This window comes from Vibrio sp. V30_P3S12P165 (genome assembly GCF_009904905.1).
Lineage (GTDB): Bacteria > Pseudomonadota > Gammaproteobacteria > Enterobacterales > Vibrionaceae > Vibrio > Vibrio fujianensis.
In genome coordinates this window covers 1-22003 of sequence record NZ_WXWH01000003.1, presented here as the reverse complement: position 1 = coordinate 22003, position 22003 = coordinate 1, and the positions used below count along the sequence as shown (strand labels likewise).

Genomic DNA, 22003 nt, shown 5'->3' with positions numbered 1-22003 from the left:
AATAGAAGATCTCTATATAAGATCTTTTTTATATAATTGATTTACCGCTTTCTGGAAAAAAGCATAAAAGCGATTTTCTCGCTGTTGGAAAGAAGGTAGAATACGGCTCTTTTGTTTATCTCAATGAATACCTGAGGTCGTTCATGCTTTATCACGAAACATTTGACGTCATTGTGGTTGGTGGCGGTCACGCAGGAACGGAAGCCGCTCTCGCAGCCGCTCGTACGGGCCAACGTACGTTACTTCTTACCCATAATATTGATACATTAGGGCAGATGTCCTGTAACCCTGCTATCGGAGGGATTGGTAAAGGACATTTAGTGAAAGAAGTGGATGCCATGGGTGGATTAATGGCTGAAGCGATTGATCATGCAGGTATTCAATTTAGAACTCTTAATGCTTCGAAAGGCCCTGCTGTTCGAGCTACACGAGCTCAGGCAGATCGAGCACTTTATAAGGCTTATGTTCGTCATACTTTGGAAAATACCCCCAACCTGACGCTGTTTCAGCAAGCTGCTGATGATCTTATTGTCGAGAACGATCATGTGCGTGGTGTTGTCACGCAAATGGGCCTAAAGTTTCATGCCAGATCGGTGGTATTGACGGTAGGAACTTTCCTAGGTGGTAAGATCCACATTGGATTGGAAAACTTTTCTGGTGGTCGAGCCGGGGATCCTCCATCGATCGCATTAGCACAACGTTTGCGAGAATTGCCATTTCGAGTGGATCGTCTGAAAACTGGCACACCACCACGTATTGATGCAAATAGCGTTGATTTCTCAGTACTGGAAGCGCAACACGGTGATAATCCAACGCCCGTATTTTCATTTATGGGCAAGCGTGATCATCATCCGCGTCAGATCCCATGCTTTATCACACACACAAACGAGAAAACGCACGATGTGATCCGCAATAATTTGGATCGTAGCCCAATGTATGCGGGTGTTATTGAAGGTATAGGCCCACGCTATTGCCCATCCATCGAAGATAAAGTGATGCGTTTTGCGGATAAAAATAGCCACCAAATTTTTATCGAACCTGAAGGTTTAACTACCACTGAACTATATCCAAACGGTATTTCCACTAGTTTACCTTTTGATGTTCAAGTTCAAATTGTTCGTTCGATGAAAGGGTTTGAAAATGCCCATATTGTGCGACCTGGCTATGCGATTGAATACGATTTCTTCGATCCTCGCGATTTAAAACAGACCTATGAAACCAAATTTGTTCATGGTCTGTTCTTTGCTGGGCAGATCAACGGTACCACCGGTTATGAAGAAGCAGCAGCGCAAGGCTTAATGGCAGGGTTGAACGCCAGCTTGTACAGTCAAGAAAAAGAAGGCTGGAGCCCTCGTCGAGATCAAGCTTATATGGGCGTGTTAATCGACGATCTTTCTACCATTGGTACAAAAGAACCTTATCGTATGTTCACTTCTCGTGCTGAATATCGCTTACTACTGCGCGAAGATAACGCAGATTTACGTCTAACCGAAAAAGCATATCAATTAGGTTTGATTAGTGATGATCGTTGGGCTCGTTTTAATCAAAAAGTTGATCATATGAATAAAGAGCGTCAGCGTTTAAAAGATACGTGGATGAATCCTCAGTCAAAAGAGGTCGATGCGCTGAATTCTTTATTAAAAACACCAATATCCCGTGAAGCTAGCGGTGAAGATTTACTACGCCGCCCTGAAATGACTTATGAACGGTTAACCTCTCTTCCTACCTTTGCGCCCGCTTTAGAAGATCATCAGGCCGCTGAGCAGGTTGAAATTCAGGTTAAATACGAAGGGTATATTCAACGTCAGCAAGATGAAATTGAAAAATCTTTGCGCCATGAACATACTAAATTACCGGTTGATTTAGATTATAAAGCCGTGAAAGGATTATCGAATGAGGTGGTTGCTAAACTGAATGCGTCTAAACCGGAAACGGTTGGAATTGCCTCGCGTATTTCAGGAATTACGCCTGCAGCGATTTCCATCCTACTCGTGCACCTGAAAAAGCATGGTTTGCTAAAAAAGGGAGAGGCTGAGTCATGAATCCATTAAAAGTTAGACTCGATGCGCTGATTGCGCAAACCAACCTTATTGTTTCTGAGTCGCAACGAGAACAATTGGTCGGTTATGTTGAGCTACTGAATAAATGGAATAAAGCGTATAACTTAACCTCCGTTCGAGACCCAATGGATATGTTGGTGAAACATATCCTTGATAGTATAGTGGTAAGCCCACACTTAGTGGGTAAACGTTTTATCGATGTTGGCACGGGCCCTGGATTACCAGGTATTCCGCTGGCTATTATGAATCCAGATAAACATTTTGTGTTGTTGGATAGTTTGGGTAAACGGATTCGTTTTATTAAACAAGCGCTGCATGATCTGGGGATCAGTAATGTTACGCCAATACAAAGTCGAGTCGAACAGTACCAACCGGAACAAGGGTTTGATGGTGTACTTAGCCGAGCCTTTGCTTCTATGCTGGATATGGTAGAGTGGTGTCAACACCTACCTTGCGCTGAGCGTGGACGCTTTTTAGCCCTCAAAGGTCAGCATCCGGAAGAAGAGATAACCCTACTTCCAGAGTGGTGTTGTGTGATCGACATCAAAGCTTTGAATGTTCCAGAGTTGGAAGGTGAGCGTCATCTTGTAATCTTATCGCGCAAGGAATAATAGCGAGGCATACCGTGGGTAAAATTGTAGCGATCGCCAACCAGAAAGGTGGCGTGGGAAAAACAACAACCTGTATTAATTTAGCTGCATCTATGGCTGCAACTAAACGTAAAGTATTGGTTGTCGATCTCGATCCGCAAGGCAATGCAACAATGGCTAGTGGTGTAGATAAGTATCAAGTCGATGCAACCGCATATGAGTTATTGGTTGAAGAAGCCCCGTTTGAAGATGTGGTATGTCGTAAAACATCTGGACATTATGATTTAATTGCGGCTAATGGTGATGTGACAGCCGCGGAAATTAAGTTAATGGAGGTTTTCGCGCGCGAAGTTCGCTTGAAAAACGCCCTCTCGGCAGTTCGTGATAACTATGATTTCATCTTTATTGATTGCCCCCCCTCTTTAAATCTACTTACAATCAACGCGATGGCAGCAGCTGATTCGGTGCTGGTGCCAATGCAATGTGAGTACTTCGCATTAGAGGGACTAACCGCTTTAATGGATACTATCAGTAAGTTAGCTGCTGTGGTGAATGATAATTTGAAGATCGAAGGTTTACTTAGAACCATGTATGATCCACGTAATCGGCTAGCGAACGAAGTTTCTGACCAGTTAAAAAAACATTTTGGTAATAAAGTTTACCGTACGGTCATTCCTCGTAATGTACGTCTTGCTGAAGCGCCCAGTTATGGTAAGCCAGCAATGTATTATGATAAGTACTCCGCAGGAGCTAAAGCTTACCTCGCTTTAGCGGGCGAGATGTTGCGTCGTGAAGAAATCCCTGCATAACACCGAAAAAGGAACAATCTTACATGTCTAAACGTGGCTTAGGAAAAGGATTAGATGCTTTGCTTGCTACCAGTTCCATGGCAAGAGAAAAGCAGCAGGTCGCTTCGCATAGCCAAGCGATGTCAGCAGATGGCGAGCTAACTGAACTGACCATCACTAGCCTTACACCAGGTATTTATCAGCCACGTAAAGACATGTCGCCAGAAGCACTAGAAGAACTCGCTGCTTCTATTCATTCGCAAGGTATTATTCAACCGATTGTCGTTAGGCCTTTAGAGTTTGGTGGTTTTGAAATCATCGCCGGTGAACGACGTTGGCGCGCAGCAAAACAAGCCGGATTAAAACAAGTTCCATGTTTGATCAAACGAGTGGATGATCGAGCGGCGATCGCGATGGCCTTGATCGAAAATATTCAGCGTGAAGATCTTAATGTGATTGAAGAAGCTCAAGCGCTAGAAAGGCTACAAGATGAATTCAAACTGACTCACCAACAAGTGGCCGATGTGATTGGTAAATCACGCGCTACGGTTAGTAATCTTTTGCGCCTGAATCAATTACATGATGAAGTTAAACGACTGGTTGAAAATAAACAACTCGAAATGGGGCATGCTCGAACACTATTAGCCTTAACAGCTGAGCAGCAGATAACGTGCGCTGAAGAGATGGTAAAAAAGCATTTAACCGTGCGTCAAGCAGAGGTTTTGGTGAAACGTTGGTTAAATCACGAAGAAAAGAAAAAGTCACCCAAAACAGACCTTGCGAAAGAGGTCGAGCAACAATTGAATGCCATTGCTGAACGATTAAAAACACCAATGGCGATACAATTACAAGCAAGTGGAAAAGGTCGTGTTGTGATCGATTTTACCGATCAGGAACAGTTGAACCATTTGTTGAAACAATTAGATACGATTGTCTCGTAAATATAGCTGACAGAATGTTTTTTCTGTGGCTTAGTTCACCTGCTTTAAGTTGAGTTTTTACGCTACATATATATAATTTTGAAGCTTTTTTCACCGAGTTGTAAAGTTTTATTAACTTTATCCCGTTGGATGAGTGATACAGAAAACAGGGGCTTTTGATGTTTATAGCAGGACAAAGTTGGCAAGCAAAGGCGGCATTTCGAATTGTTCACCTTCAGCTTGTTTTCTTACTGCTGATCGGAGGCGTGACGTATATGTACTGGGGCCCCAATCAGGCACGCTTTATTTTAAAAGGTGGAGCGATTGCCGTGATGGGTAACTATGTCTATACACTGTTTGCCTTCCTCCCAAAGGCCAATGCAGACGGTACCGTTTTGCTTGGCTTTATTATGATGGGGTGGGCTTTGAAGCTGGTGTTAACCGTGACTATGTTTGTGTTAATTTTTAATTTAACAGATGTGCATCATCCTGGTGCCATGATGTCAGGTTATAAATTAACATTGCTGGTTTTTTGGATAGCACCAATACTACTTACCGCAAAAAATGGGAACCACCATGGCTGATACTCCGAAGGAATATATTCAGCACCACCTTTCAAGCGCTCAAGTTTGTTTGGTTGATGGTAACATCACCACAAACCACGGTTGTGTGGATGCTGGATTTTGGACGTTAAACTGGGATGCCTTATTGATCTCAGTGAGTCTAGGCGTGCTGTTTTTGTGGTTGTTTTATCGTGTTGGGAAAAATGCAACCACGGGAGTTCCGGGTAAATGGCAATGCTTTGTCGAAATGCTCATAGAGCAAGTCGATGAGCTAGTCAAAGGAACTTTTCATGGCAAGGATAAGTTGGTCGCTCCCTTGGCATTAACCATTTTCGTCTGGATATTCCTGATGAACTTAATGGATTTAGTGCCAGTGGATTATGTTCCTGAAGCCATGAAATTGGCAGGCGTCGATTATTTCAAACTTCTCCCTACGGTGAACTTGAATATAACTCTGTCGCTAGCAATAGGCGTATTACTGCTGGTAATTGCTTATTACATCAAATACAAAGGATTCAAGGGATTTGTGAAGGAGTTTACTTTACATCCAATTAACCATTGGTCGTTAATTCCTTTCAACTTTGTTCTTGAGACGGTGTCATTATTGGCAAAACCGATATCACTCTCGTTACGTTTGTACGGTAACATGTACGCAGGTGAGTTGATCTTTATTTTGATCGCAATCACTTATGGTGCAGGATTCGTACTCGGTGGCTTAGGTGTTATCGCTCATGTCATTTGGGCCATCTTCCATATTTTGATTATTACGCTACAAGCCTTTATTTTTATGATGCTGACGATTGTGTATCTCAGTATGGCAAGTAATGACTCTCATTAAACTCTTAATTTAAACAACCCAATAAACCTGGAGATACTTTTATTATGGAAACTTATTTCGTTGTTGCTCTACTACTTGGTATGTGTGCTCTAGCGACTGGTATTGGCTTTGCAATCCTAGGCGGTAAATTCCTAGAATCTGTTGCTCGTCAACCAGAAATGGCTCCAATTCTACAAACCAACATGTTTATCATCGCCGGTCTTCTTGATGCGGTTCCTATGATTGGTGTAGGTATCGCAATGTACATGTTGTTTGCATAACTAGTCCTTTTTGTGTCACCCAACGCAAAGATGATTGGGTAAACAGAAGCAAAATAAAGGAGAGTTAGTGTGAATATCAATGCAACTCTGTTGGGCCAAACCATCGCATTTTTAATCTTTGTTTGGTTCTGCATGAAGTATGTATGGCCTCCTTTGATGAGAGCCATTGAAGAACGTCAGAAAAAAATTGCTGACGGCTTAGCTTCTGCTGAGCGTGCTGATAAAGCCTTGAATTTGGCTAAAAGTAATGCAGCAGATCAGCTAAAAAGTGCAAAACAAGAGGCGCTAGTCATCATTGAGCAAGCGAATAAACGCAAAGCCCAAATTTTAGATGAAGCTCGTCAAGAAGCGGCGCAAGAGCGTGAGCATATCTTGGCTCAAGGTAAGGCAGAATTGGAAGCGCAAATGATGCGAGCTCGTAATGAGCTGCAAAAAGAGGTGTCTTCACTTGCTTTATTGGCGGCTGAGAAAATTGTACAGCGCACCGTCGATCAGGCAGCTAACCAAGACATACTTGATAGTATATCTGCGAAGCTATAAAGGAGGGCATTTGTATGTCGGATTTGACAACGATTGCTCGTCCATATGCTAAGGCTGCATTTAGTTACGCTAGTGAGCATGGTGTGGTTGATCAATGGTCAGCAATGCTTGAACTGGCGAAAACAATGTCGTTGGTACCTGAATTATCGTCAGCTGCATTTAGTTTACAACCTGAGCAATTAGTGCAGGTTTATTCAGATGTCGCGGGTGAGCAGTTTGATCAACCTATGTGTAACTTTTTACAGGTGTTGATGGAAAATCGTCGTATGGCGGTGCTCGGTGATATATCTCAGCAGTTTCAAAAGTTGGCTACCGCATCTTCTGGTACAAAAGAAGTGAAAGTAGTGACCTCTTATGAGTTAAGCGATGAACAGGTTGAAACTTTAACCAGTAACTTAGAAAAACGCTATGACTGTAAAGTGAAGCTGAATTGCCAAGTTGACAGCAATCTTATTGGCGGAGCCGTTATTCGAGTAGGGGATAGCATCCTCGACAACTCGTTACTGGGTCGTATTAATCGTCTGAAAGACGTGATGAAGTCTTAATTAGGGGAATTGGAGCAATGCAACTTAATTCCACGGAAATCAGCGAAATCATTAGAAAGCGAATTGAAGGTTTCAACGTTGTTTCTGATGCTCGCAATGAAGGTACTATCGTATCGGTAAGCGATGGTATCATCCGTATCCACGGCCTAGCGGACGTGATGCAAGGTGAAATGATTGAATTACCGGGTGGCTACTATGCACTGGCACTGAACTTGGAGCGTGACTCTGTTGGTGCGGTTGTGATGGGGCCATATACGGATTTGAGCGAAGGCATGAAAGTGACCGGAACTGGGCGTATTCTAGAAGTTCCCGTTGGTCCTGAGCTTCTTGGTCGTGTGGTGAACACATTGGGTGAACCGATTGATGGTAAAGGCCCAATTGACGCAAAATTAACATCTCCTGTAGAAGTGATTGCGCCTGGGGTTATTGATCGTAAATCGGTCGATCAACCTGTTCAAACGGGTTATAAATCTGTTGATGCGATGATTCCTATCGGTCGAGGTCAACGTGAGTTGATTATCGGTGACCGCCAAACCGGTAAAACTGCACTCGCAATTGATGCGATTATTAACCAGAAAGATTCTGGCATCTTTTCTATTTACGTTGCGATTGGCCAAAAAGCGTCAACCATTGCTAACGTGGTACGTAAATTAGAAGAGCATGACGCGTTAAAAAATACCATTGTTGTTGTGGCATCTGCGTCTGAGTCTGCCGCGCTACAATATCTTGCACCTTATTCAGGTTGTGCGATGGGTGAGTATTTCCGCGATCGTGGTGAAGATGCACTGATTGTTTATGATGATTTATCTAAACAAGCGGTAGCTTATCGTCAAATTTCATTACTGCTACGTCGTCCACCGGGTCGTGAAGCTTTCCCGGGTGACGTATTCTATCTCCACTCGCGTTTGCTTGAGCGTGCTGCTCGTGTTAGTGAAGAGTACGTAGAGCGCTTTACTCAGGGTGAAGTAAAAGGCAAAACGGGTTCTTTGACGGCGCTGCCGATTATTGAAACTCAAGCGGGTGATGTTTCTGCTTTCGTTCCAACCAACGTAATTTCGATTACCGATGGTCAGATCTTCCTACAAACCGAATTGTTTAACGGGGGGATTCGCCCAGCGGTTGACCCTGGTATTTCTGTTTCTCGGGTTGGTGGTGCTGCACAAACGAAGATCATCAAGAAACTGTCTGGTGGTATTCGTACCGCACTAGCGGCGTATCGTGAACTAGCGGCATTCGCTCAGTTTGCTTCCGATCTCGATGAAGCGACCAAACGTCAGCTAAATCATGGTCAAAAAGTGACTGAATTGATGAAGCAGAAGCAGTATGCACCGATGTCAGTCTTTGATCAGGCGTTGGTTATTTTTGCCGCTGAACGTGGTTATTTGAACGATATCGAATTAAATAAAGTGTTGGATTTTGAATCTTCACTTCTGTCGTATGCTCATTCTCAATATGCTGAGTTTAAAGCAGAAATTGACAAGACGGGTGCTTATAACGATGAGATCGAAGCCAAACTTAAAAAATTGGTGGAAGATTTCAAAGCAACTCAGACTTGGTAATTACAACCTACATTGTAATTAACGGAGAGTAACGATGGCCAATACAAAAGAGATTCGTAGTAAGATTGGGAGTGTCAAAAGCACTCAGAAGATTACTAAAGCAATGGAAATGGTAGCGGCTTCTAAAATGCGTCGGACTCAAGATGCAATGGAAGGGCCTCGTCCATATTCAAAAATAATTCGTAAAGTCATTGGTCATTTAGCTAACGGTACTTTGGAGTATAAACATCCTTACTTAGAAGAACGTGAAGCTAAACGTGTTGGGTATATTATCGTTTCAACCGATCGCGGCTTGTGTGGTGGATTAAACATCAATATGTTTAAAAAAGCCGTTGCTCATATGCATGAGTATTCAAGCCGTGGTAGTGAGGTTGATATTGCTGTGATCGGAAGTAAGGGCAGTTCTTACTTTCGTAGCATAGGTGCAAAAATCGTCGCACAAAAGACTGGGGTCGGTGATGAACCTGAGTTAGACGATTTAATCGGTTCTATCAGTGTGATGCTTAAAAAGTATCAAAAAGGTGAAATCGATCGTTTGTACTTAGTATTCAACGAGTTTATTAACTCGATGACTCAACAACCAAAGATGGATCAATTGTTGCCTTTGCCGAAAACGCAAGATGAATCAGAATTTAAACATGCTTGGAGTTATATGTTTGAATCTGATCAGAAAAAACTACTCAATACACTGATGACTCGTTATATCGAAGCTCAAGTCTATCAGGCGGTGGTTGAGAATTTAGCGTGTGAAATGTCTGCTCGGATGGTAGCAATGAGAGCAGCATCAGATAACGCTGGAAATCTGATTGATGACTTAGAATTGGTGTATAACAAAGCCCGTCAAACGGCGATTACCCAAGAGCTATCAGAGATTGTTGGCGGCGCTTCGGCGGTTTAAAGGTAATTAACAGACTAGAGGATTAACGATGGCTACAGGTAAGATCGTACAGATCATCGGTGCGGTAGTCGACGTAGAGTTTCCACAGAGCTCAGTACCTAGTGTTTATGATGCACTGAATGTTCAGGACGCAAAAGAACGTCTTGTGCTGGAAGTTCAGCAACAGCTGGGCGGCGGCATTGTTCGCTGTATCGTAATGGGTAGCTCAGATGGTTTACGTCGTGGAATGTCAGTAGAAAACACCGGCGCTCCAATATCAGTACCAGTGGGGATGAAAACCCTTGGTCGTATCATGAACGTACTCGGTGATGCGATTGACGAACGCGGCGAAATTGGTGCAGAAGATGTTTATTCTATTCACCGCGCTGCGCCAAGCTATGAAGAGCAATCAAATGTAACTGAACTGCTTGAAACAGGCGTTAAAGTTATCGACCTGATCTGTCCGTTTGCGAAAGGCGGTAAAATCGGTCTATTTGGTGGCGCTGGTGTGGGTAAGACCGTTAACATGATGGAACTTATCAACAACATTGCGTTACAACACTCAGGTTTATCGGTATTTGCTGGGGTTGGAGAGCGGACTCGTGAGGGTAACGACTTCTACCATGAGATGCAGGAAGCGGGTGTTGTTAACATCGAAAAACCAGAAGAGTCAAAAGTGGCAATGGTCTATGGCCAGATGAACGAGCCACCAGGTAACCGTCTACGTGTTGCTTTGACGGGTTTGACGATGGCGGAAAAGTTCCGTGATGAAGGTCGTGATGTACTGCTATTTATCGATAACATCTACCGCTATACCCTAGCGGGAACGGAAGTATCAGCGTTACTTGGTCGTATGCCTTCTGCGGTAGGTTATCAACCAACGCTTGCTGAAGAAATGGGTGTTCTACAAGAACGTATTACATCGACAAAGACCGGTTCAATTACTTCCGTTCAGGCAGTATACGTGCCAGCTGATGACTTAACAGACCCATCACCAGCAACAACATTTGCTCACTTGGATGCAACGGTGGTACTTAACCGTAACATCGCTGCGATGGGGTTATACCCAGCCGTTGACCCATTAGATTCAACATCTCGTATGTTGGATCCATTAGTGGTTGGTCAAGAGCATTACGATGTGGCTCGTGGTGTTCAGTCAACACTACAGCGTTATAAAGAGCTGAAAGATATCATTGCCATTCTAGGTATGGACGAGTTGTCTGAATCTGATAAGCAATTAGTGGCTCGTGCGCGTAAGATTGAACGTTTCTTAACTCAGCCTTACCACGTAGCGGAAGTCTTTACGGGTGACCCTGGTATTTACGTACCACTTAAAGAAACTTTACGTGGCTTTAAAGGCTTATTAGCCGGCGATTATGATGACATTCCTGAGCAAGCGTTTATGTACTGCGGTACGATTGACGATGCGATAGAGAATGCCAAAAAGCTATAACGCTCAAATCTCCAAGGAGGCTTTATGACAGCATCAGTAACCTTTAACTTGGATGTAGTCAGTGCTGAGAAGCGGATATTCTCCGGCTTAGCACGCACTATTCAAGTCTCGGGTGAAAGCGGAGATTTAGGTGTTTTAGCCGGTCATATGCCCTTACTGACTTTCATCAGACCGGGCATGGTGCGCATTGTAACCATTAAAGGTGAAGAAGAAATTATCTACCTTTCTGGTGGCATACTTGAAGTTCAACCGAATGATGTAACGATTTTGGCAGATACAGCTATCCGCGCCGAAGAGCTTGATGAAGCGAAAGCAGCAGAAGCAAAACGTTCCGCGGAAGAAATGCTAAATGAAAACCATGGTGATGTGAATTTTGCACAAGCATCGAGTGAACTGGCTAAAGCGATTGCTCAGCTACGAGTAATTGAGTTGACAAGAAAGCGTCGCTGAGAATCTTCAGTACGTAATCATAAAAGGCGGCCAAAGGTCGCCTTTTTGCTTATTTTTTATCAGAAATTTATCCCAATAAATTAACACGACCACGGTTAGCCGCTAAAATGCGGCTCATATTTACAACGTCATAGGTAGCTCATGAAATTTAGCGCAGTGATTCTCGCCGCAGGCAAAGGTACACGCATGCACTCTAATATCCCGAAAGTATTGCACTCGTTAGCCGGTAAACCGATGGTCAAACATGTAATTGATACCTGTTATGGCTTAGGCGCTCATAATATTCACCTTGTTTACGGTCATGGTGGTGAACGGATGCAGCAGGCATTAGTTGATGAGCCGGTTAATTGGGTGCTACAAGCTGAGCAGTTAGGGACAGGTCATGCGGTTGATCAAGCATCAGAACACTTTAGAGATGACGAAAAAATATTGATTTTATACGGTGATGTGCCACTCATCTCAGAGCAAACTATAGAAAGCTTGCTTGAAGCTCAGCCCACCGGGGGGATTGCATTATTGACAGTTGTGCTGGATAACCCAACCGGTTACGGACGTATTGTTCGTAAAAATGGCCCTGTGGTTGCTATTGTTGAGCAAAAAGATGCATCAGAAGAACAAAAGCTCATCAAGGAAATCAACACAGGGGTAATGGTTGCAACCGGTGGAGATTTAAAACGTTGGCTAGCAGGGCTCAATAATAATAATGCTCAAGGGGAATACTATTTAACGGATGTGATTGCTGCCGCTCATGATGAAGGGCGTGCGGTCGAAGCGGTGCACCCAGCCAGCTCGATCGAAGTGGAAGGGGTTAATGATCGCATTCAATTAGCGCGTTTAGAGCGTGCTTTTCAAGCTCGTCAAGCGAATTTACTTTTAGAGCAAGGCGTTATGCTGAGAGATCCTGCTCGTTTTGATCTGCGTGGTGAATTGCAGTGTGGTACTGACGTTGAAATTGATGTGAATGTATTAATCGAAGGTCAGGTATCAATCGGTAATAATGTTGTCATTGGAGCTGGTTCTATTTTGAAAGACTGTGAAATTGACGACAATACCGTGATTCGTCCTTACAGTGTGATTGAAGGCGCTACGATTGGTGAACATTGTACCGTTGGCCCATTTAGCCGTTTACGCCCCGGAGCTGAGCTGCGTGATGATGCGCATGTTGGTAATTTTGTAGAGATGAAAAATGCTCGTTTAGGTGAAGGTTCAAAGGCCAACCATTTAACCTATCTCGGGGATGCCGAAATTGGCCAACGAGTGAATATCGGCGCGGGAGTTATTACGTGTAATTATGATGGTGCAAACAAATTCAAAACCATTATTGGCGATGATGTGTTTGTTGGCTCTGACAGCCAATTAGTTGCCCCTGTTACCATTGACAACGGAGCGACAATTGGAGCTGGAACCACACTGACGAAAAATGTTGCTCAAGGTGAGTTAGTCATTACTCGTGCGAAAGAAAAGAAAATTACAGGTTGGCAACGGCCAGTAAAAAAATAAATGATTTTGTAAAAATAGCCAGTATTACGCTGGCTATTTTTCTATCTAAGGCTATTTATCTTGTACTACGCGGGCATTATCGGGTGTTGTGAAATGTTGGCTCAAGTGTTTATTGGCAACAATATAGCCAACCCATAGGCCAAACATACAGATCATAATGGCGATTCCAGTCACCATTTGCGCTTGACTCGCAAGGGTTGCTACGAGTGCACTCGCTAAGCTTGCGGCACAGATTTGTAAGCTATTTTGTAGTCCTGCAGCGGTGGCTGGACTCTGCTTGGCACTGGAAAGGGCTCGATTAACCACGATAGGATACAAGGCCCCATTGGCGACAGCAATTAAACAAAATGGTGCGAGAATCGGCCAGATAGAGGTCAGTGTCCATTGCGAAGCGATAAAAATAGAGACCGTTGATACCGTAAACAGAATCAGCAGTTGTTTCAGTACTTTTGCATCACCATATTTATTTACATACCGCTTACCTAAGTATCCACCAGCCATAAAAGCAATGGTTTGAGGAATAAAGCTCATGCCAATGTCTTTCGCTTCATAACCAAGCTGAGCCATAATTTCTGGCATACCTGTTAAATAGGCAAAGAACGCGGCAGAAGCACAAGCAAACATCATGACATTACCTAAGTAAGCTCGGCAGCTGAATAAAAATTTTATGTCTTGTTTAATGGATGTTGTTTTGGCTTCGGAGATAACATTTTCTTGTAAGCGTGTACTTACTATTAAAACTATCCCCATGATAGTTAAAACAAAAAAGATACTATGCCAACCAAAATGATTTGTCAGTAATACCCCTAATTGAGGCGCTAATGCAGGTGATAAAGCAACGAGAGGCATGATGGTTGCGAAAATTTGTTGGCTCACGCGGCTCGGATAGCGCTTAATTACCATTGCTTGCCAGATGACAGCAGGGGCACAAACACCGATCGCTTGAATAAAGCGTAATCCGAGTAATTGCCAAACTTGTTCGCTGAAAGCTAGCCCGCACGAGGCTAGGGTAAAGACAAATAATCCCACAATCAAAGTATTTCGATGGCCGAATTTATCTGAAGCTAATCCCCATAGTAGCTGTCCAATTGCCATGCCCATCAGAAAAACCGTCAGAGAGAGTGCGATTTGTTCGGGGCCTGTCGCAAAATCATGTTCCATGATCTTAAAAGCAGGGAGATACATATCGGTAGCGATAAAACCGAGCATCGAAAGAGCAGAAAGATAAAATAGCTGTAAAGGCGAGATGTTCATTTTAATTCCCATCAAAAAAATTAATTCATTTTTTCTTAGTATCTGTTATTGATAGCTAGGATATGTAAGGATGTTTATTTTATTTTTTATCTCTCCGGAAATAAAACGCGAAAATTGTTAGTTATCGTTCAAAAAAATTGATTGGTATGGTGGGTATGTTTTCAAAAGCATCACTAGAAATGTTAGATACGGTGGCGAGGCTCGGAAGTTTTACTGCGGCGGCAGCGGTGCTACATAAAGTTCCTTCAGCGATCAGCTACAGTGTTCGTCAAGTAGAAACGGAGTTGGGGGTTGTATTATTTCGCCGTTTACCAAGAAAGGTTGAAATGACCGTCGCGGGTGAACTGTTTATGGTTGAAGCGCGACAGTTATTACGACAAATGGAGGATATTAAGGCTCAAACGAAACGGGCTGCGCATGGTTGGCAACGAACGCTTAAATTGACACTTGATAATGTAGTGAAATTGGATCGAATCAAACCTTTGGTAGAAGATTTCTATCAAACATTTGATTTTGCTGAGTTACAGATCAATATGGAAGTATTCAATGGTTCTTGGGAAGCGATAGCACAAGGGCGAGCCGATATTGTGATTGGCGCAACCTCTGCTGTACCGGTCGGTGGTGACTTTGAAGTCCGTGATATGGGGGTGCTGGATTGGGTTTTTGTGATGGCTCCTGATCATCCCTGTGCACAGGTTGAGTTATTAACCGAAGAATTAGTCAGCCGGTATCCTGCGATCTGCTTGGATGATACATCCAGTGTTTTACCAAAGCGTCATACCGGGCACTATCCTAAGCAAAGGCGTTTGCTACTGCCTAATTGGTATAGTGCGACCGAGTGTTTAAAGCAAGGCTTAGGGGTTGGATTTATGCCTAGCCATATGGCTCAACCTCTATTGGTTTCAGGTCAGTTAGTAGAAAGGGATCTACCCGACAATGTGCCATTGAGTCAATGCTGTTTAGTATGGCGTAAAGATGATAACCATAAGTTAATCAACTGGATGATCGATTATTTAGGAGAGAGTAAGCAGTTACATCACGATTGGTTAAAAACCGACGTTTAAAAAAAGAAGAGCCAGTGATTAAACTGGCTCTTCAAACATAAACCAACGTCTAAGGACGTTCAAAAATCGTTGCTATGCCTTGACCTAGACCAATACACATCGTAGCCAGACCATATTTAGCGTCTTTCGCTTCCATGAGGTTGATCAATGTTGTGGAAATGCGGGTTCCTGAGCAGCCTAAAGGATGGCCTAAAGCAATTGCCCCACCGTTTAAGTTGACTTTCTCATCGACTAAATCCATCAAACCAAGATCTTTTGCACAAGGCAGAGATTGGGCGGCAAAGGCTTCATTTAACTCAACCAAATCAATCTCATTCATAGTGAGCCCTGCGCGTTTCAGAGCTTTATGCGAGGCGGGAACTGGGCCGTAACCCATAATCGATGGATCGCAACCGGCAATCGCCATTGATTTTACTTTAGCGCGAATGGTGAGTCCTAAGGCTTTAGCTTTGGCTTCACTCATGATCAGCATAGCTGATGCGCCATCAGAAAGAGCAGATGAAGAGCCAGCCGTCACGGTGCCATTGGCGGGATCAAAAACTGGACGCAGTTCTGCCAAACCTTCAACGGTGGTTTCCGGGCGGATGACTTCATCATAATCTAGCGTAAATAAGGTCCCATCAGTGCTATGACCTTCGGTCGGTAAAATCTCATTTTTAAAACGGCCTTCGACGGTTGCGGCTTGAGCGCGTTGATGAGAACGAGCCGCGAAAGCATCTTGTTGCTCTCTACTGATACCATGAATCTTACCAAGCATCTCTGCGGTTAAGCCCATCATACCAGCGGCTTTGGCAACGTTTTTTGATAAACCAGGATGGAAATCTACCCCATGATTCATCGGTACGTGGCCCATATGCTCTACACCGCCGACCAAGCAAATGTCAGCATCGCCGACCATAATCGCACGAGCTGCATCATGTAAAGCTTGCATCGATGAGCCGCACAAACGGTTGACGGTTACCGCACCAATATCTACCGGTAGACCGGCAAGTAAAGCCGCATTACGAGCGACGTTAAACCCTTGTTCTAAGGTTTGTTGTACACAACCCCAATAAATGTCTTCGATCTCTTGTGGATTGACTTGTGGGTTACGAGCCAATATTCCTTTCATTAGATGAGCCGAGAGATCTTCAGCGCGCTGGTGGCGAAATGCTCCGCCTTTCGAACGTCCCATTGGCGTACGAAGGCAATCAACAATCACTACAGTATTCATTTTGTCATTCCTTTTCCAAATCACTGTTTATAAAGAAGCTGGAGCTGGGATAGGGTAAAAGCGCTGTCCTTTTTCTGCCATATCCAGTAACAGTTGTGGTAGGTGATACATCGCGCCTAAATGCTGATGCTGTCTGGCCATCGCAATGTATTGCTCTAAACCGATGGTATCGAGGTAGCGGAAAACCCCACCACGGAATGGAGGGAATCCTAAACCGTAGACCAAGGCCATATCGGCTTCTTGAGGAGAAGCAATAATTCCCTCTTCTAGACATAGCACGACTTCGTTGATCATCGGAATCATCATTCGTTCAATGATCGTTTGAGCTTCAAAAGACTGTGGGCTGGCGCAGACGTCAGCAAGAAGAGGTAAAACGTCATCCGAGAAATTTTTCTTCGGTTTGCCTTTTTTATCTATCGAGTAGCTATAGAAGCCATGACCATTTTTTTGGCCATATTTATTTGCTTCATAAAGCACATCGATGACATCACGGCCTTGTTTACCCATTCGTTCAGGGAAACCTTCTGCCATGACCGCTTGTGCGTGATGGGCGGTATCAAGGCCAACTACGTCGAGCAAATATGCTGGGCCCATTGGCCAACCAAACTGACGTTCCATAACTTTATCGATTTGAGTGAAATCAGCACCATCGCGTAATAGTAAGCTGAAACCACCGAAGTAAGGGAACAGAACACGATTAACGAAAAAGCCCGGACAATCATTAACCACGATCGGTGATTTACCCATTTTGGCCGCATAAGCGACAACACGATTAATGGTATCGTCAGAGGTTTTCTCGCCACGGATGATCTCAACTAATGGCATACGATGCACAGGATTGAAAAAGTGCATCCCACAGAAGTTCTCTGCGCGTTTCAGTGATTTGGCGAGTAAATTAATCGGAATAGTTGACGTGTTGGACGTAATGATCGTGTTATCCGAAACTTGGCTTTCAACTTCGCTCAACACCGCTGCTTTAACTTTAGGATTCTCGACGACCGCTTCAACAACCACATCAGCCTGTTCTATACCTGCATAGTGTAAGCTCGGGGTGATAGCAGCAATAACTCCTGCCATTTTAAAACCATCAATTTTGCCACGTTCTAATTGCTTATTGAGTAGTTTAGCGGCTTCGGTCATGCCTAGGTCGAGTGAAGGCTGAGCGATATCTTTCATCAAGACTGGCACACCTTTACTGGCAGATTGGTAAGCGATACCGCCTCCCATAATTCCGGCACCCAATACCGCTGCTCGTAGGGTATCTTGGCTGGCTGATTTAGCCGATTGTTTCGCTAATCCTTTAATATGTTGATCATTTAAAAAGAGACCCACTAGCGCTTGGGCTTCGGTTGATTTCGCCAATTTGATGAAGTGCTGACGTTCAATATCCAGTGCTTCATCGCGTGCGCTACGCGCGGCTTGTTCAATGGTGACTACCGCGGTCATTGGCGCGGGATAATGTTTACCAGCGACTTGAGCAACAACACCTTTTGCCATGGTAAAGCTCATCATGCTTTCAACTTTACTGAGTGTCAGCGGCGCAGTCTTTTGTTTGCGGCGAGCTACCCAGTCTATTTTTTCGTTGATTGCTTGTTGAATGGTCGTAAGCGCGGAATCGAGTAATTTATCAGGATCGACTATCGCATCCAGTAGTCCTAGTTTTAGTGCTTCCTCAGCTCGGCAGGATTTACCTTGGGTGATGATTTCCATGGCGCTATCTGCGCCAATGATACGTGGTAAGCGTACCGTGCCACCAAAGCCAGGCATAATACCGAGTTTAGTTTCTGGTAATCCAATGCTGGTTGACTTGTCCCCAATTCTAAAGTCAGTGGCGAGTACACACTCACAACCGCCACCAAGGGTAAACCCTGTCAATGCTGATAGCGTAGGCACAGGTAGGTCTTCGAGTTTATTAAAGATGTTATTCGCAAAACGTAACCATTGATCAAGCTCTTCATTAGGCAGTTCGAATAAACCTAAAAATTCAGTAATGTCTGCCCCGACGATAAAGCTTGCTTTATCGGATGTAAGAATCAGCCCTTTTAGTCCAGAATAATTATATAGAGCATCCAATGCTTCATTGAGTGAGTTCAACGTTGCAAGATCAAGTTTATTGACGGACTCTGAAGAGCAAAAACTTAATTCTACGATGCCATCTTGTAATTCTTTTACCTGTAGGGTGTTAGCTTGGTAAATCATTGTCTATCTCCGTGACATACAATCGATGATTGTGTGTGAGAGTTTTTGTTGTATTCATGTTCTGGTTAGACCAGTGAGTTTAGTGTGTACTGAGGATGAATTATTTTCAACACATTTTTTAAACAACTGTTTAACATTGTGCGCTTGTTACCAATCCTAAGCGTCTTTTTTTTGCTCGTGATACACTGGCAGCCCTTTTATTGTTTATCATTGAGATATGAATTTTCAGCCTTACTCGATTCCAGCGACCCCTGTTCTATTTGAAGAGGAGATCAAAAAGAGTCGCTTTATCACATACTTAGCCCATACCCCAAGCATAGAAGCTGCTAAAGCTTTTATTGCAACGATAAAAGCGCGGCATGTCGACGCTAGGCATAATTGCTCGGCATTTATTGCTGGTCCGCCAGAAAATTCAACGTTATGGGGCTGTAGTGACGATGGCGAGCCTTCGGGAACGGCTGGTAAGCCTATGCTGGCCCAGCTTGCAGGCTCTGGTATTGGAGAAATTACTGCCGTTGTCACACGATATTATGGAGGAATTCGTTTAGGCACCGGTGGACTGGTTAAGGCTTATGGTGGTGGAGTTCAACAAGCACTCAAGCGGCTTCAAATAAATGAGAAAAAAATCACCACAAAATTATCACTAACGTTAGACTACAATTTACTCGCCCTTGCTCAATCAATAATGGAGCAATATGAGGCCGTACAAATTGAAGCTCAATATGGAGAAATGGTTGCGATTATTATTGAATTACCTTGCGTCGCTGTAGATGTTTTTACTCAAAATATTATCAACAAGAGCAGTGCAAAAATTCTTGTTACCCACGTAGTACATACTTAGGAAGTCAGAAGCAAAGCTTCACTATTTTGTTATGCAATTTCGTTCTATTACTCGGATCGTGGGGTTATTACTTGCCCTGTTTAGCGTCTCTATGCTTATACCCGCAACGGTTGCTTTGATCTACGGGGATGGAGCAGGGGTTCCGTTCATCTCTACATTTTTTGTCTTACTATTTTTAGGTACCATACTATGGGTTCCTAACCGACATCATAAGCATGAACTTAAGGCTCGAGATGGTTTCCTAATTGTTGTTTTATTTTGGACTGTCATTGGTAGCGCCGGCGCTCTTCCTTTCTTGTTAGCAAATAATCCCAATGTATCAGTACCGGATGCTTTTTTTGAATCGTTTTCCGCTTTAACGACCACAGGAGCAACGGTGATTGTCGGCTTGGATGATTTACCTAAAGCGATTTTATTTTATCGGCAATTTTTACAATGGTTTGGTGGTATGGGAATTATCGTTCTTGCGGTTGCCATTCTGCCTGTATTAGGCATTGGAGGGATGCAGTTGTATCGTGCCGAAATCCCAGGCCCAGTTAAAGATAATAAAGTTACCCCGCGAATTGCTGAAACAGCAAAAGCGCTTTGGTACATCTATCTTAGTTTGACGGTTGTTTGTGCTGCCTCTTTTTGGTTCGCAGGCATGAGTTTGTTTGATGCTATTTGTCACAGTTTTTCAACCATAGCAATCGGTGGGTTTTCAACCCATGATGCGAGCATGGGTTATTTTGATAGCTATGCGATAAATTTAATTACGGTGGTTTTTTTGCTCATATCCGCTTGTAATTTTACCTTGCATTATGCTGCATTTACCAGTGGTGGTATCCATCCTAAATATTATTGGGCAGATAGGGAGTTCCGAGCTTTTCTTGCCATTCAAGGCTTGCTATTTATGAGTTGTTTTTTGGTGATATTAAAACACCATACTTACGATTCAATATATGAGGCATTCGATGTCACTCTGTTTCAAACGGTATCGATATCAACCACTGCGGGATTCACGACCACCAGTTTTGCAGAGTGGCCATTATTTTTACCTGTTTTACTACTCTTTTCTTCGTTCATTGGTGGATGTGCGGGTTCTACGGGAGGGGGAATGAAGGTTATTCGAGTTTTCCTGCTTACTTTACAAGGTGCTCGAGAAATGAAGCGACTTGTGCATCCTAGGGCTATTTATCCCATTAAGTTAGGTGAAAGAGCGCTACCTCAAAGAGTGGTCGATGCTGTGTGGGGCTTTTTTTCAGCTTATACGTTGGTTTTTGTTGTATGTATGCTAGCTCTCATTTTTACAGGAATGGACGAATTAAGTGCCTTTTCTGCCGTTGCTGCAACTCTTAATAATTTGGGGCCTGGTTTAGGTGAAGTTGCTGCTCATTTTGGTAATATCAATGATGCAGCTAAATGGATTCTAGTGGTATCCATGTTATTTGGGCGACTAGAAGTTTTTACCTTATTAATATTGTTAACGCCAACATTTTGGCGTAGCTGAGGATCGTTTTGTGAAAGTACTGATGTTGTATTCCTCAAGAGAAGGACAAACCCAAAAGATACTGCGATTTATTGCAGAAAAGCTTCATCAAGACCATTGTGATATTCGAGATCTTCATCAATGTGATTCTGTGGACTTACAGGCCTATGATAAGGTGTTGATTGGTGCATCCATTCGTTATGGTCATCTTAGTCAAAAGCTATATGCGTTTATTGAGCGACATGCAACGCAATTAACTAAAGTTAAAGCTGCATTTATTTGCGTAAACTTAACCGCTCGCAAAGAAGAACAAAATAAAGATACACCAGAAGGTAGTGTCTATATTCAGACTTTTTTGAAAAAATCGCCTTGGCACCCCAATTTGATTGGCGTGTTTGCTGGAGCACTTTATTATCCACGCTACCGTTTTTTCGACAAAGTAATGATTCGATTTATTATGCAGTTAACTGGTGGAGAAACGGATACTTCAAAAGAAGTTGAGTACACCAACTGGAATAAAGTTGCTTTATTTAGTGAAAGATTTGCAAAAATGTAAATAGAAAAGTGAGTTTTATCGAGTTGTGCTGCTTTTATCATCAGTCAGTGTTGGCTGGCAAAAAAAGCAATAAAAAACACTTGCTAATGTGATGTCGATCTCTATAATGCCGCCTCGCTGTCGCAGGAAAGCGTCTCAACGCTGACTGAAGCAGCAGGTGATTTTAAAAGGGTAACTCCTGAAAAAATAAACGTAAAAAGTGTTTGACACCGGCGTTTATCTCGTTAAAATTACCGCCTCTTCCGATATGGCGTAAGCCAAGCGGTAAGAACGCTCTTTAACAATTTAAACCAATCAATCTGTGTGGGCACTCGTTGATGATAATCAAAAAGATTTATCAATGAACTGAGTGACCAATTTGATACTTATCTCTTTTAGAGAACGGTATCGAGCACAGTCAATTCAAGTTTTCTAGGAACTAGCTTCTAGAGCCTAGAAACTTATCAGTATTCATTGAGCCGGTCG

Annotated in this window: 21 protein-coding genes; 18 read left to right on the top strand and 3 right to left on the bottom strand. The window is 43.3% G+C overall.

Features of this window, described 5'->3' with window-relative positions; translation table 11 throughout:
- Positions 1-143 precede the first annotated feature (143 nt).
- The 14 genes from mnmG to glmU all read left to right on the top strand — a co-directional run bounded on the left by mnmG (position 144) and on the right by glmU (position 12943).
- A complete protein-coding gene (mnmG, locus tag CAG57_RS00405; RefSeq protein WP_099610301.1) occupies positions 144-2042 on the top strand; it encodes a tRNA uridine-5-carboxymethylaminomethyl(34) synthesis enzyme MnmG in 1899 nt (632 codons plus the stop codon).
- Positions 2039-2671 carry a 16S rRNA (guanine(527)-N(7))-methyltransferase RsmG gene (gene rsmG / locus CAG57_RS00400; RefSeq protein WP_099610300.1) on the top strand — a complete coding sequence of 211 codons (633 nt, stop codon included), beginning with the start codon at positions 2039-2041 and terminating at the stop codon, positions 2669-2671. Before mnmG ends, rsmG begins: the two co-directional genes overlap by 4 nt.
- Before the next feature lie 14 nt (positions 2672-2685).
- Positions 2686-3459 carry a ParA family protein gene (locus CAG57_RS00395; protein WP_099610299.1) on the top strand — a complete coding sequence of 258 codons (774 nt, stop codon included), beginning with the start codon at positions 2686-2688 and terminating at the stop codon, positions 3457-3459.
- 23 nt (positions 3460-3482) lie between these two features.
- Complete coding sequence (locus CAG57_RS00390; RefSeq protein ID WP_161428572.1) at positions 3483-4379, top strand: ParB/RepB/Spo0J family partition protein; 897 nt, start codon at positions 3483-3485, stop codon at positions 4377-4379.
- Positions 4380-4537: 158 nt separating this feature from the next.
- Positions 4538-4942: an ATP synthase subunit I gene (locus CAG57_RS00385; protein WP_099610297.1), complete on the top strand. Its 405-nt coding sequence runs from the start codon at positions 4538-4540 to the stop codon at positions 4940-4942.
- Positions 4935-5759 (top strand): F0F1 ATP synthase subunit A, encoded by an 825-nt coding sequence (gene atpB / locus CAG57_RS00380; protein WP_099610296.1) that lies wholly within the window; start codon positions 4935-4937, stop codon positions 5757-5759. Before CAG57_RS00385 ends, atpB begins: the two co-directional genes overlap by 8 nt.
- Positions 5760-5803: 44 nt before the next feature.
- Positions 5804-6019 (top strand): F0F1 ATP synthase subunit C, encoded by a 216-nt coding sequence (gene atpE, locus CAG57_RS00375; protein ID WP_071178281.1) that lies wholly within the window; start codon positions 5804-5806, stop codon positions 6017-6019.
- A gap of 69 nt (positions 6020-6088) precedes the next feature.
- Positions 6089-6559, top strand: a complete 471-nt coding sequence (atpF, locus tag CAG57_RS00370; RefSeq protein WP_099610295.1) for a F0F1 ATP synthase subunit B — start codon at positions 6089-6091, stop codon at positions 6557-6559.
- A 14-nt stretch (positions 6560-6573) separates the two neighbouring features.
- Positions 6574-7104, top strand: coding sequence for a F0F1 ATP synthase subunit delta (locus tag CAG57_RS00365; RefSeq protein ID WP_099610294.1), 531 nt, complete (start codon positions 6574-6576; stop codon positions 7102-7104).
- A gap of 17 nt (positions 7105-7121) precedes the next feature.
- Positions 7122-8663 carry a F0F1 ATP synthase subunit alpha gene (atpA, locus tag CAG57_RS00360; protein WP_099610293.1) on the top strand — a complete coding sequence of 514 codons (1542 nt, stop codon included), beginning with the start codon at positions 7122-7124 and terminating at the stop codon, positions 8661-8663.
- Positions 8664-8697: 34 nt separating this feature from the next.
- The gene (atpG, locus tag CAG57_RS00355) at positions 8698-9561 is read left to right on the top strand and encodes a F0F1 ATP synthase subunit gamma (protein WP_099610292.1); all 864 of its coding nucleotides are present in this window, start codon (positions 8698-8700) and stop codon (positions 9559-9561) included.
- Positions 9562-9589: 28 nt separating this feature from the next.
- The gene (gene atpD, locus CAG57_RS00350; protein WP_099610291.1) at positions 9590-10993 is read left to right on the top strand and encodes a F0F1 ATP synthase subunit beta; all 1404 of its coding nucleotides are present in this window, start codon (positions 9590-9592) and stop codon (positions 10991-10993) included.
- Between the two features lie 24 nt (positions 10994-11017).
- A complete protein-coding gene (locus CAG57_RS00345) occupies positions 11018-11443 on the top strand; it encodes a F0F1 ATP synthase subunit epsilon (protein WP_099610290.1) in 426 nt (141 codons plus the stop codon).
- Positions 11444-11584: 141 nt separating this feature from the next.
- Positions 11585-12943 (top strand): bifunctional UDP-N-acetylglucosamine diphosphorylase/glucosamine-1-phosphate N-acetyltransferase GlmU, encoded by a 1359-nt coding sequence (gene glmU, locus CAG57_RS00340; RefSeq protein ID WP_161428571.1) that lies wholly within the window; start codon positions 11585-11587, stop codon positions 12941-12943.
- Between the two features lie 51 nt (positions 12944-12994).
- Here glmU and punC read toward each other — a convergent pair whose 3' ends face one another.
- A complete protein-coding gene (gene punC, locus CAG57_RS00335; protein WP_161428570.1) occupies positions 12995-14197 on the bottom strand; it encodes a purine nucleoside transporter PunC in 1203 nt (400 codons plus the stop codon).
- Positions 14198-14352: 155 nt separating this feature from the next.
- On the opposite strand from punC, the gene punR reads away from it, so the two are divergent.
- Entirely contained in the window at positions 14353-15261 is a 909-nt protein-coding gene (gene punR, locus CAG57_RS00330; protein WP_161428569.1) for a DNA-binding transcriptional activator PunR, read from the top strand.
- Between the two features lie 49 nt (positions 15262-15310).
- Here the strand turns inward: punR and fadA are convergent, their stop codons facing one another.
- Positions 15311-16474: an acetyl-CoA C-acyltransferase FadA gene (gene fadA / locus CAG57_RS00325; RefSeq protein WP_161428568.1), complete on the bottom strand. Its 1164-nt coding sequence runs from the start codon at positions 16472-16474 to the stop codon at positions 15311-15313.
- Positions 16475-16501: 27 nt separating this feature from the next.
- Positions 16502-18673, bottom strand: a complete 2172-nt coding sequence (fadB, locus tag CAG57_RS00320; protein ID WP_161428567.1) for a fatty acid oxidation complex subunit alpha FadB — start codon at positions 18671-18673, stop codon at positions 16502-16504.
- 217 nt (positions 18674-18890) lie between these two features.
- Here fadB and CAG57_RS00315 point away from each other — a divergent pair, with 217 nt between their 5' ends.
- Genes CAG57_RS00315 through hemG form a run of 3 tightly spaced genes read left to right on the top strand, consistent with a single transcriptional unit; the run spans position 18891 to position 21538 of the window.
- On the top strand, positions 18891-19514 hold the full coding sequence (locus CAG57_RS00315) for a YigZ family protein (protein ID WP_161428566.1): 624 nt from the start codon (positions 18891-18893) through the stop codon (positions 19512-19514).
- A 31-nt stretch (positions 19515-19545) separates the two neighbouring features.
- Positions 19546-21003 carry a TrkH family potassium uptake protein gene (locus CAG57_RS00310; RefSeq protein WP_099610285.1) on the top strand — a complete coding sequence of 486 codons (1458 nt, stop codon included), beginning with the start codon at positions 19546-19548 and terminating at the stop codon, positions 21001-21003.
- A 10-nt stretch (positions 21004-21013) separates the two neighbouring features.
- On the top strand, positions 21014-21538 hold the full coding sequence (hemG, locus tag CAG57_RS00305; RefSeq protein WP_099610284.1) for a menaquinone-dependent protoporphyrinogen IX dehydrogenase: 525 nt from the start codon (positions 21014-21016) through the stop codon (positions 21536-21538).
- The last annotated feature ends 465 nt before the right edge of the window (positions 21539-22003 follow it).

Excerpts from the sequence above, each read along its gene's own strand:
- CAG57_RS00365 (WP_099610294.1), top strand. The coding sequence starts at position 6,574 with ATGTCGGATTTGACAACGATTGCTCGTCCATATGCTAAGGCTGCATTT.
- atpA (WP_099610293.1), top strand. The coding sequence starts at position 7,122 with ATGCAACTTAATTCCACGGAAATCAGCGAAATCATTAGAAAGCGAATT.
- CAG57_RS00315 (WP_161428566.1), top strand. The coding sequence starts at position 18,891 with ATGAATTTTCAGCCTTACTCGATTCCAGCGACCCCTGTTCTATTTGAA.
- CAG57_RS00385 (WP_099610297.1), top strand. The coding sequence starts at position 4,538 with ATGTTTATAGCAGGACAAAGTTGGCAAGCAAAGGCGGCATTTCGAATT.
- fadB (WP_161428567.1), bottom strand. The coding sequence starts at position 18,673 with ATGATTTACCAAGCTAACACCCTACAGGTAAAAGAATTACAAGATGGC.
- atpE (WP_071178281.1), top strand. The coding sequence starts at position 5,804 with ATGGAAACTTATTTCGTTGTTGCTCTACTACTTGGTATGTGTGCTCTA.
- mnmG (WP_099610301.1), top strand. The coding sequence starts at position 144 with ATGCTTTATCACGAAACATTTGACGTCATTGTGGTTGGTGGCGGTCAC.
- fadA (WP_161428568.1), bottom strand. The coding sequence starts at position 16,474 with ATGAATACTGTAGTGATTGTTGATTGCCTTCGTACGCCAATGGGACGT.
- CAG57_RS00390 (WP_161428572.1), top strand. The coding sequence starts at position 3,483 with ATGTCTAAACGTGGCTTAGGAAAAGGATTAGATGCTTTGCTTGCTACC.
- punC (WP_161428570.1), bottom strand. The coding sequence starts at position 14,197 with ATGAACATCTCGCCTTTACAGCTATTTTATCTTTCTGCTCTTTCGATG.
- CAG57_RS00310 (WP_099610285.1), top strand. The coding sequence starts at position 19,546 with ATGCAATTTCGTTCTATTACTCGGATCGTGGGGTTATTACTTGCCCTG.
- CAG57_RS00345 (WP_099610290.1), top strand. The coding sequence starts at position 11,018 with ATGACAGCATCAGTAACCTTTAACTTGGATGTAGTCAGTGCTGAGAAG.
- punR (WP_161428569.1), top strand. The coding sequence starts at position 14,353 with ATGTTTTCAAAAGCATCACTAGAAATGTTAGATACGGTGGCGAGGCTC.
- glmU (WP_161428571.1), top strand. The coding sequence starts at position 11,585 with ATGAAATTTAGCGCAGTGATTCTCGCCGCAGGCAAAGGTACACGCATG.
- atpB (WP_099610296.1), top strand. The coding sequence starts at position 4,935 with ATGGCTGATACTCCGAAGGAATATATTCAGCACCACCTTTCAAGCGCT.
- rsmG (WP_099610300.1), top strand. The coding sequence starts at position 2,039 with ATGAATCCATTAAAAGTTAGACTCGATGCGCTGATTGCGCAAACCAAC.
- atpG (WP_099610292.1), top strand. The coding sequence starts at position 8,698 with ATGGCCAATACAAAAGAGATTCGTAGTAAGATTGGGAGTGTCAAAAGC.
- atpD (WP_099610291.1), top strand. The coding sequence starts at position 9,590 with ATGGCTACAGGTAAGATCGTACAGATCATCGGTGCGGTAGTCGACGTA.